This is a genomic window from Methanosarcina sp. (genome assembly GCF_035390745.1).
Lineage (GTDB): Archaea > Halobacteriota > Methanosarcinia > Methanosarcinales > Methanosarcinaceae > Methanosarcina.
On sequence record NZ_DAOOUJ010000084.1, the window covers coordinates 1 to 10,428 of the forward strand.

Annotated in this window: 10 protein-coding genes; 6 read left to right on the forward strand and 4 right to left on the reverse strand. The window is 36.9% G+C overall.

Annotated elements, in window-relative coordinates; genetic code table 11:
* A partial coding sequence (locus PLL47_RS13615; protein ID WP_324446993.1) for a glycosyltransferase family 2 protein occupies positions 1-355 on the reverse strand: 355 nt, incomplete at its 3' end.
* Positions 356-666: 311 nt separating this feature from the next.
* Here PLL47_RS13615 and PLL47_RS13620 point away from each other — a divergent pair.
* The 4 genes from PLL47_RS13620 (at position 667) to PLL47_RS13635 (ending at position 3,758) form a co-directional block, all read left to right on the forward strand.
* On the forward strand, positions 667-858 hold the full coding sequence (locus PLL47_RS13620; RefSeq protein ID WP_324446994.1) for a hypothetical protein: 192 nt from the start codon (positions 667-669) through the stop codon (positions 856-858).
* Positions 859-1,149: 291 nt separating this feature from the next.
* Positions 1,150-2,046, forward strand: a complete 897-nt coding sequence (locus tag PLL47_RS13625; protein ID WP_324446995.1) for a DUF8471 domain-containing protein — start codon at positions 1,150-1,152, stop codon at positions 2,044-2,046.
* A gap of 196 nt (positions 2,047-2,242) precedes the next feature.
* Positions 2,243-2,371: a hypothetical protein gene (locus tag PLL47_RS13630; RefSeq protein ID WP_324446996.1), complete on the forward strand. Its 129-nt coding sequence runs from the start codon at positions 2,243-2,245 to the stop codon at positions 2,369-2,371.
* A 187-nt stretch (positions 2,372-2,558) separates the two neighbouring features.
* Positions 2,559-3,758: a CPBP family intramembrane glutamic endopeptidase gene (locus tag PLL47_RS13635; RefSeq protein WP_324446997.1), complete on the forward strand. Its 1,200-nt coding sequence runs from the start codon at positions 2,559-2,561 to the stop codon at positions 3,756-3,758.
* Positions 3,759-4,103: 345 nt separating this feature from the next.
* Here the strand turns inward: PLL47_RS13635 and PLL47_RS13640 are convergent, their stop codons facing one another.
* Together PLL47_RS13640 and PLL47_RS13645 are read right to left on the reverse strand one after the other, a co-directional pair.
* On the reverse strand, positions 4,104-4,352 hold the full coding sequence (locus PLL47_RS13640) for a hypothetical protein (protein WP_324446998.1): 249 nt from the start codon (positions 4,350-4,352) through the stop codon (positions 4,104-4,106).
* A gap of 658 nt (positions 4,353-5,010) precedes the next feature.
* Positions 5,011-5,262, reverse strand: a complete 252-nt coding sequence (locus PLL47_RS13645) for a hypothetical protein (RefSeq protein ID WP_324446999.1) — start codon at positions 5,260-5,262, stop codon at positions 5,011-5,013.
* An 880-nt stretch (positions 5,263-6,142) separates the two neighbouring features.
* On the opposite strand from PLL47_RS13645, the gene PLL47_RS13650 reads away from it, so the two are divergent.
* Together PLL47_RS13650 and PLL47_RS13655 are read left to right on the forward strand one after the other, a co-directional pair.
* The gene (locus PLL47_RS13650) at positions 6,143-7,030 is read left to right on the forward strand and encodes a hypothetical protein (RefSeq protein WP_324447000.1); all 888 of its coding nucleotides are present in this window, start codon (positions 6,143-6,145) and stop codon (positions 7,028-7,030) included.
* A 213-nt stretch (positions 7,031-7,243) separates the two neighbouring features.
* The gene (locus PLL47_RS13655; protein ID WP_324447001.1) at positions 7,244-9,034 is read left to right on the forward strand and encodes a TIGR04279 domain-containing protein; all 1,791 of its coding nucleotides are present in this window, start codon (positions 7,244-7,246) and stop codon (positions 9,032-9,034) included.
* A gap of 110 nt (positions 9,035-9,144) precedes the next feature.
* On the opposite strand, the gene PLL47_RS13660 is transcribed toward PLL47_RS13655, so the two are convergent.
* A complete protein-coding gene (locus tag PLL47_RS13660; protein ID WP_324447002.1) occupies positions 9,145-10,041 on the reverse strand; it encodes an SDR family NAD(P)-dependent oxidoreductase in 897 nt (298 codons plus the stop codon).
* Between the last annotated feature and the right edge of the window lie 387 nt (positions 10,042-10,428).

Here is a 10,428-nt window from a genome sequence, read left to right on the forward strand (position 1 = left end):
CGGGATTGTGCTGTCCATCCGAGTCCATGGTAACTATAATATCTGCGCCCATGTCAGCTGCGGAATTGAACCCTACCTTAAGAGACTCGGCTTTTCCTTTGCTTGCTTCGTGTACAATCACCTGCGCCCCGGCTTTCCTGGCAACTTCAGCTGTGCGGTCAGTGCTGCCGTCGTCAACAACAATTACATTGTCGGCATAGAGTTTGGTGAGAAGGACTATGCTTCCGATTGAAACTTCTTCATTATAGGCTGAAATGATTACAGTTATATTTTGAGAAAGTGTCCCCCTGAAACGCTGGCTCTCTTTATGAGCTGGGTACTGGATACTGTCGCCCATAAGAAATTCGTTGCTCATTTGTATGACCCCTTTGAACTTTATTTATAAAGTAGAATTAATTACATTGGCTCAAATGTCATTTAACACGGGTGAATGAACAATATTTGGGTTAATTGTATGACTGTTTGAGTCTTGAATTTGCTTTAATTTTTTTAGATTGACATCTGGGTCACGAATATATAAATTTATTGACAATGACACTGTTAAATAATAAGTCATTAGTGATAATATTAGCAGAGGAGCCATAGATTGCATAAATATAATGTTATACGATTGATAAAAATCGATGCAAAAGTACAGGAAAGATAAAAGCAACAATAGAATAGAGAATGAAAAATAAAAAACTTGTTTCAAAAAAACCAGATCAAAAGAGCTCAAGAATTCTGCACACAGACACCGCAGGTTCCCCTGCAATCTTGGGGATTTATTCCAAGGATTTTGAAGTTTTAGAGAACAACTTAACAGAATTAGCACTTGCCGCATTTATAGATGAAGAAAAAGGCAAAATTGGGCAACATTAGAGAAATTCATTAAGAATGTTTTCCTGGACTTGAGTAGCGAATGTACTCAAATCCAATAAGTAGAATCAAAAAATATACATAGAAATAAAAATAGTAAACTGCTGCAGTGCATAGAAAAATGGATAATTTTGAAAAAAATATTGCGGGAATATATGTGAACAGAAAAACCTTAATAATGAATATATGATATGAAAAGAGCGAAAGAATAAAAAGGATGAGGAAAAATAGTAACTCTCCCGAAAAACTTGAGAAATATAATAATTTTTTTAAACTATAAGCCGGATGACCCGAATGACCGGAAAAAAAATTCCTTCAGACCTGCTGACCATTATCGGTCTTGTACTCCTTACCGATCTCTTTGTGCTCATGCCCGGATTAAGTGAAACTGTGTTCCGCAATATCCTTGGCCTGCCTCTTGTACTTTTCCTTCCAGGATATGCCCTGATAGCTGCGCTTTTTCCCGCAAAATCAGACCTTGACGGTATTGAAAGAACAGCTCTTTCTTTCGGGTTGAGTATTGCAGTAGTACCCCTGATCGGTCTTGGGCTTAACTATACTCCCTGGGGAATAAGGCTTATACCAATCCTGATAAGCCTGTCAGTATTCACAATTATAATGTGCGGGTTTGCATACCTGAGGCGGGCACAACTTTCCGAAGCCGACGCCTTTGATGTGCCCTTCAGGAAGATAGCACTTGAACTTAAATCAGAAATTCTGGAAAAACCCGAACCAGGACTCGACAGGGCTCTTACAGTCATTCTGGTTTTATCCATTCTACTCTCTGTTACGACTCTTGTTTATGTTATAATTAGCCCAAAAGAGGGGGAACACTTTACAGAGTTCTACATTCTGGGGCCTGAAGGGATGGCTGACAATTACCCGACAAACTACACACTCGGAGAAAGCGGGAAAGTAATTGTTGGTGTAGTAAACCATGAGTACATGCCTGTAAACTACACACTTGAAGTGAAGCTTGAAAATCAATCTCTTTCCCTGCCTGAAAATATGCAGTATATCTCACTTACCCACAATGAAACCTGGGAAAAAAATCTAACCATTACTCCTCCGGTTGAAGGAAAGAACATGAAACTTGAGTTCCTGCTCTTCAACGAGACCAACAAAAAAACACCTTATAGGGATCTCCACCTCTGGATAAATGTAAACTCAACAAAAAAACTTGAGGCATAAAAACTAAAGGAAGTTCTAAAAGGCAAGGAAAAAGTCCAGGCATAAGATTCGGTTCAGATACTAGCTCAGATAAGTAATAAACGAAGTGATAGTTTTTCAAGGATTAATGCCTGCAAGGGTCTAATCACTTATTAAATTAAAGGCATATTAATTATTTAATAACAAAAGCTGGAATCTAAACAAAAGAGTCTGAAATATGGAAAATAAATCAGAACTGAACCTTAAAGAGAGATCTTTTTTACTTGTAGATAAAAATAAACAGTATTTTGTGGAGAAAAAGCCTGAAAATATATTTTTCTGTCTTTTAGGGGTTCAAGAAAGTTGAAATATTTCTAGAAGAACAAAAGACTATAGAAAAAACTTTATACAACATGAACAATAAAAACACCATAGAAAAAATCTAATCGTTCTTTATCTCCCAACATCTAAGAATAAACAAGCAGAAAAAACATTTAATAAAAGATACACAGATAGATCCGAACTCGTCCCAATTTGGAAGAGGAGCAATTTCCGTGCAAAAACTAATCAGTTCCTGTAAAAAGCAAAAAACACTGGATATTTTAATTATCATTTCGGTTCTGACTCTGGCCTTACTGGCAATTTCGCCTCAGGACGCTTCTGGCAGCAGCCTGGAATTATACCCTTCCTCGGACACAGGAACCTTTTCGGAGCAGATTCATGCAGAGAACTTGTCAGAGACAGAAGATTCTGGAGCTACGACCCCTTATGAATCTTCCAACCCGTTTTCTAAGATAGGGCAATATATAGATATTTTATATACAGTTGGAGGTATTGGAGCAGCAGTCCTGATCCTTATTGGATACTTGCATATAACTTCTGAAAGTCACGAGGCTGCAAAAAAAACCAAGAAAGACTTCATTTTACCAAAAATATGGAAAACAGTCGAGTCTGAAGAAGTTGATGAGGAAAAATTAAAAATTAAGAAACTCAGGATTCTTACTGCAGCTCCTGTACTGGCCATAATCCTTGCAGAACTCCTTATCTATTCAGGCAGGATGGGAGCAGCTGTCTGGATACATATAGGGATTGTCATTGCTCTCTCTCTTTCTGACATATTCTTAAAATCCCCAGAGATACACAGAATATATCAGGCATTTATGCTTCTGCCAGTGCTCAGGTTGATCAACCTTTCAATGCCAGTCTTTTTTGAAACTACTCTTTATACATTCGTTTTTGTCTACAGTCCCCTTGCAATTCCTGTGGTAGTCATTATACTACACCAGCGGGACTCCCTTGAGCAGATAGGAATAACCATGAAGCATTTCGTACCTTATATGCTTATTTCGATTCCTTTGAGCTTTTTGCTGGGGCTTGGAGAGTATTTCACCATTCGATCAGGTTACCTGATCCCGGACCTGACTTTTGAAAATCTGCTTAAACTTACCATTGTAATGGTCTTTTTCGTAGGGCTTATCGAAGAACTGATTTTCAGATCAATTCTGCAAAGCAGACTCGAAAAGGCTCTCAGCGTGTGGGAAGCCCTGTTAATTACAAGTATTATGTTCGGGATGATGCACTCAGGGTACGGTACTTTTCAGGAAATTCTCTATACAGGCTTTGTCGGATTTATCATGGGACTTGCTTTCTACAAAACAAAGAGTTTGCCCTTTGTTGCTGTACTTCACGGCTTTGTCAACGTTTTCCTTTTCGGGATCCTGCCTCACCAGCTGGGAATCTTGCCTTTCACATGAACTTTTGGAAAGCTTGTTTCAAAACGACTTTCAATTCTTCCAGGCCAATACTTCAGAATAGAGAAATCAAGATCAATAAAAATGACTGGAAGACCTGCTTTTGTTCAAAAACATGATCAGCAGAGTTTTGAAACTATCTCAATGAAAAAATTACCTTATTTTTTAGAAAAATATTCCAGAATATCAGATACAAGGACTTATTTCTTCCTCTTTCCCCATATTTCCCTATATATCTATATTTTCAGAAGGAGTTGTTTCTGAAATGTTCTGAATTCTCTGGTGATTCTATATTGAAAAGAAGTCTAAAAGTGGAAAAAATGTAGCTTTAGTCAAAATTTGAAGTCATCAGATAATCTGGGCTACCTTGAAAACAACAATTGCAGCAAAACTGAAGAGTAAAGGAACAATTGGCAGATTAAAAGAATTGCTAAGACGTACGTTCCAGTACTTGGATGCAGAAAGGACTTCCTTGAAAGAAAGAAGAGCTATCAGCCCAACAACTACAGAGGATCCATACTGAGGAAGTCCTGGGGACGTAACCATGGAGATGACAGTTGAAGAGATAGCACTGGATGAAATTATACTTAGAAGCATGAAAACCTCTCTTAACATTAGAACATAATCGAGTAGTGAAAATCATTGGTATAATAATATACTATTGACATAGCATTAGAGCAATAGCATAATATTACAACATATTATAAAACATTTTTCCCAATTCCCAAACTTTTAGAACGTGTTAATTCTTGCCATCCAGTTAGGGTACGAAGAAACAGTTTAAAAATAAAGATGAAGAAAGGAATAGTGATAAAATCCGAAGATATTTTTAGGCTAGAAGACTGCTTGACTTGAAGCACACAAATAAACATCAAGAGATTGAAAACGTCATGTAGAAGAAACAGAGATTCCAAAAAAGCTGAACGTCAAAAATTGAGATTAATTAAAAAGTAGAACAAAAAGAATAGGAAGTACAATTGTAGAAATTATGCCTTATGCCTCTTTATACTGCCATTAAAAAGTAACTAAATAAATTCGATATACATCTATTTTCAGTCTCTACACATCCATAGAAATTCCTGAGCAAGAATGAAAAAAGAAAAACATAGTATAAAAAGTTTATGCTTGAAATAAAGAGACAAGTAGTGAATAAAAAACAAAATTTTGAGGGAAATTGAGTAAAGGGTAATCAAAAATAAGAAGTGAAAATTTCACTGGCTCACCCCAAAGAAAACTAGCTGATATTCAACTGAAATTAAATGACTGCTTCTATAACCTTGTAAGAGACAATTGCAGCAAAACTGAAGAGCAAAGGTAAAATTGTCTGATTAAAGGAACTTTCAAGGGACTTGTTCCAGTGTTCAGATGCTGAAAGGATCTCCTTTAAAGAAAGGAGGGCTATCAAGCCGACAACTACCGACGCACCATGAGGAGGGAGCCCGGGACTTGTAATCATAGAAACAGCACTTGAGGAAATAGCACTCGATGAAATAATACTTAACAGCATACGATACCTCCCATAAATATTTGAGTAGCTTAACTCAAAACATCACAAAGTTATTCATACAAATGAGATTCATACTATAAAAAGATTATCTAATAGTTAAATAATTAGAATACAATAGAATTATTAGAATACAAGATAGCACATAAAAATCAAACATATTTAAGATCCCACTTTCCGCAGTAATTTTTCGCATATTCGCATTTTTTTCTGCTATCGATTTTCAATAAAACGTAGATTTATTGGACTTTTATGCAGGAGGTAAAGCAGCTATACGGTGTATCGAAAGATACCAAAAAACGACATCATTCAATTTTCACCAAGTTCCATTAAAAGTCCAAATTATTTCTATTATTTCAAAAACGCTATCAGGAAAAATATTGATTTTTGAAAAAAATACTGCGGAATGTAGATAAGATGTATGAGAGGAGAAAAATCAATAATTAAATGGTGATTTATGATCTCAAATCATAGTTAATCGATCAAGATGCTCAAAGACTTTACAATGGATACCAAGAAGTAAGAGATAAACATTTAATAACATTACTGAGAGAGTTTCTAGAGAAAATAGTGAGAGAGTATCAGCAGAGAACAAAAAACCACCTTAGAAAAAATAAATAAGCTCACTAATAAAAAATTAATGAGTGGGTAAATTTAGGGTATCAACAAAGTATAGGGAACAACATATAAGAATTTATATTTAAAAGAGATCTAATCTAGTTTACAGCGAATAAAAATTAACACAAAAATCACAAAAATAAAATTTCAAAAACATCTCAAACCATCATTTTTATAAATAACTGACAGTTAAATTGTTCAAAAAATTTAAATACTTACATACCAAAAATAATGAGCATATCCTAAATTTAAAGGAGTAATTCCCGTGATAAAATCCACTCGCCCTCATAAAAGGCGAAAAGAAAATGCCTTTATGATTGCCTCTCTTTCGGTTCTTATTCTTGTTCTTATTCAACTAACAATTTCACCCGCGGCTGCAGCAGTTAGAAGCTGGGAAATATCCCCTGAAGAACCTGTTACTGGAGATACTCTTCAAATAAAAGGAAGCGCATCTCCGGAAGAAGAGGTTGAAGTACAGGTAACTTTTGAAAAGAGAGTCCAGGCATCCGGGGGGACTTACGAGTATACACTCGAAGATGTGAAAATCCCGGAAGGGTTCAATAACCGCTTTACGGTTCAGGCAAGTGAAGCCAATAACCTCAATGTCAGGGTAAAAATGCTGATCTGGATAACTAAAAGTTCAGAAGCTTCCGGAAACATTGCAACTGTAACGCAGTCAAGTGTACCTCCAGGAACTTATCAGATAAAGATTGATGGAGACGCTAAAGAAGAAACTTCTACTGTGAACTTGAAAATTACAGCTGTTCAGCAGGTTAAAGCAGATTCAAACGGGGATTTTAGTTACTCATATAATACAAAAGCTGTTCCTCCAGGAGACTTTGAAGTAAGCGTTGGAGGCATCACAAAAGAGGTAACCCTTCAGAAAGAAGAAACTCTAGCTATGACATCGGATTATTCATCACAGGAGACAGAAGCTGTTACAGAACAAACTCCTTTAGAAACCCAGGAAGAAACGGAGAAAAATACCAAAGAGGTATTGAACAAAGATCAAGGCGCTGAACATGTAGAAGACAAAGAAGTTCAGGAGCCTCAGGCTTTTGAAAAAACAGGACTTTCCGTGGATACAGTTTACTTGGCGGGAGGAATGGTGGCCGCAGTTCTAGTTCTTGTTCTGAATTTAAAAAGAAAATAAAACAAGAAACGCGCACGATATTCTTCGAATAACATACCCAAAGAATGAAAGTACTTGAAAGTACTTTCATGCCAATTCAGCCAGAAGGAATGAAAAAATTTACTATCGAAAATGATAAATTAAAAAATTTAATGGGGAAAAAATGGAGGTATTTAATTGAGAAAAAGTTTGTTAATTCTTATATTGGCAACATTCATCTTAACTGTACCAGCAATGGCAGGAAGCGAAAAAACAGATGCAAAGTCAATTGGAAATTTAAATTTTACTGACAAAGTGGTTTACTTCCTAGACCATACGAACGATCCAGCAGAAGGAAACTGGATCACGATGGGATTCCAAAACGAGGAAAAAGGGGTTAAACTTCCTGAGCCAATAAAACTTACATATAATGGTCCGAAACATAAGGATTATGGCGGAGCATCCGGGACGCTGAATAAAGAAGAAAATGAAAGTTACACGATAAAATATCCTTCAACTTCTTCTTATACTATCCTTCCTGTTTTTCTTCCTGATGAAAATGTGACAATGAGTTTCCATGGAGATTCATACCTAAAGGGACAGAACGTGGAGATTTATCTTTTCAAGCTGACCCAAAACTGTGCACAGAAGCTTCTTGACTCCTTGTTGGCAGGAGATATAGGGAACTTAAATACCCTCTTCAAAGACAGTGTGGGCGAAAAGTACGAAAAACACTTTATTACGCTTGATAACTACGGTGATATATCAGACTATGATCTTGGATGTCTCGATGCAGGTAATTACTGCATAGTTATGGTTCAGAAAAATGAAGACGAAAGTCTGACAGTCCTGTCTTCAACAGTCTTTATAGTTACAGAATACGAACTGTGTATTTCATCCTCATCAAGTATAGTAAAAGGAAATAACCTGAATATAACTATGTCACTGGAAGGAGCCCCTTACAACAACTACAGCTACGGAGCTGTACTCATAAGAGAGCAGGCATACAAAGCAAACATAGAAATCAACTCTAATGGTACAAAAAACGGAACTTCAATCATAGTTAATGACATAGATCTTGTTGATGAGTTTGACATTAATTCCTCAAACTACAGATCAAAATTAACCAAAAAAGAACTCCAGACAGAAATCCAGACCTTTATAGGGGAAGGAAAAGGTACGATATCAATAGGAGAATCTGGACAGAATAAACTGTCACTTACTGCATTCGATCTTCCTGTGGGAAGCTATTATCTCTTTGTGGGTGCATATAGCCCTGGAAAAGGTCTTGTAGGACTCTCTCAGAAAGATATTGAGATCAGATCAAAAGCGAGTTCAAAGAAAGATAATGATGAAGAAGAATCCTCTGAGTCTGAAGAGAATATAAAAAGAAAAGATTCCTGCAAGAAGTTTGTTTCAAAAGACAAGAGAATAAAGTTTGAATTTAATAACTCAGCCACTCCTATCAACTATATTATTTTTACCTCCAAAAACACAGCAGGTAACATAAAAGCTACTGTTGAGGAATTGAAAGGGAAATCTTCACTTACCTCTATAGAGCCTGAAGGAGTGGTCTACAAATATATAAATATCTGGGTTGGAAACAGCGATTTTGCAAATTCGAAAAATATAAAAGATGCTATTGTAGGCTTCAAAGTGGGCAAGGAATGGATTGATGAAAGCCATATAAATATTGATACAATAACTCTGCAGCATTACAGCAAAGACCAGTGGAACTCCCTTGAAACGGAAAAAATAAATGAAGACGATAAATATGTCTATTTCGAAGCCGAAACTTCTAGCTTCTCTCCGTTTGCAATTACAGCTAGCAAGAATATCCTTGAGAACGAAGAAAAGACTGTAAATGAGGACCTGTACACTTCAGAATTTGGACAGCAGGACAACTCAGAACTGGTCATGGAATCCAAGATGCCTTCAAAAGAAAACAGAAGCCTATGGTCAAAAGCTGCCAGTATCTTTATAGGTTTCCTTGCAATCATCCTGATAGGGGTATTTTTAAGGAGAAAAGCAGATCTGAAAAAATGACGATGCGAACTCTGAAAAGTAAATAAGAACAGGAGAAATGGGTTCTCCTGTTTAAATTCTTTTTTTAGATACTCTGATTATTAACAGTTGTAAAAAGTCAAGCTTTACACTTAAATAAGGCTTTTTAATCCTTCTTCCAGCTCGATTTCACCTTTCCACCAGCTGGCAATTTTTGAAACATCTGCCCTTGAGTCCCTGACATCTCCTGCCCTTGACCCGGCATGTATAATCTTGCTTGAAGAGCCGGTCAGCTCAATAATGTTCTCAGCAAGCTCCAGAACTGTCACACTTTTTCCCATAGCCACATTAAACACCTGACCATCTCCATGTTCAAGGGCTGCCACATTTGCCCTGACAACATCTCTTACATGAACAAAGTCCCTGCTCTGAAGTCCGTCGCCGTAAATAACAAGGTCTTTTCCTGCTTTTGCCCTTTCCAGGAAAATGGGGATCACGGCTGCGTATGGAGACTTTGGATCCTGGCGGGGCCCATAGACATTAAAGTAACGTAAACAGGTAGTCCGAAGTCCATGAACTTCATAAAACATTCTTGCCAGGAATTCTCCGTCAAGTTTGGAGATTGCATAAGGTGAAGCAGGCTCAGGATACATATCCTCGCTTTTAGGAAGTACAGGATTATTTCCATAAACTGCGGCTGAGGATGCAGTTACAAACTTTTCGACTCCTTCCTTTACGCAGGCCTGCAATACATTAAGCGTTCCAAGAGTGTTTATCCGGAAAGCTTCAACCGGCTTTTCACAGCTAAGCGGCACTGATACAAGGGCAGCTTCATTGAAAACGCAATCCATACCTGAGATCGCCTTTTCGACCGAAGAGGGATCACAGATATCCCCCTGAATGAATTCGACGTTTCTGTGCTGAGGGATATTTCTGGAAAAACCGGTAGTGAGATTATCAAGAATCCTTACACTATGCCCTGCTTCTGCAAAATACTCAGCTATATGGGAGCCTATGAAACCTGCTCCTCCTGTAATCAGCACTTTCATGCTTCGAGAAAAGGAAAAAGTACAAAATATAATTTTCTGTGCAGGCTTAAAGCATTTCAATAAGAAATATCTAAAGAAGATAGAGAACTAATTACTATCAGAATGATGTTCTCTCAGAAGCGAAAATTTTTCATAGAAAGACACCTTATGGATACAGGGGAATCAAAAAATTGGGAATCGTGGTTTTACAACAAACGGGCATAAACTAGAATTTATAACAGAAGTTTACCGCATAACTTGAAGGTATGGAATAACTTCTCAAAATATCAATTTCAAAGTATTCGCTTATTGGGTGTTTTTAGGAAATTGATTCCATAGTTGACATTCCTTTAAACCTTACTTCCCATATTTTAAGCGCATAATTTTCATAATCTTTTTGAGTTCTCC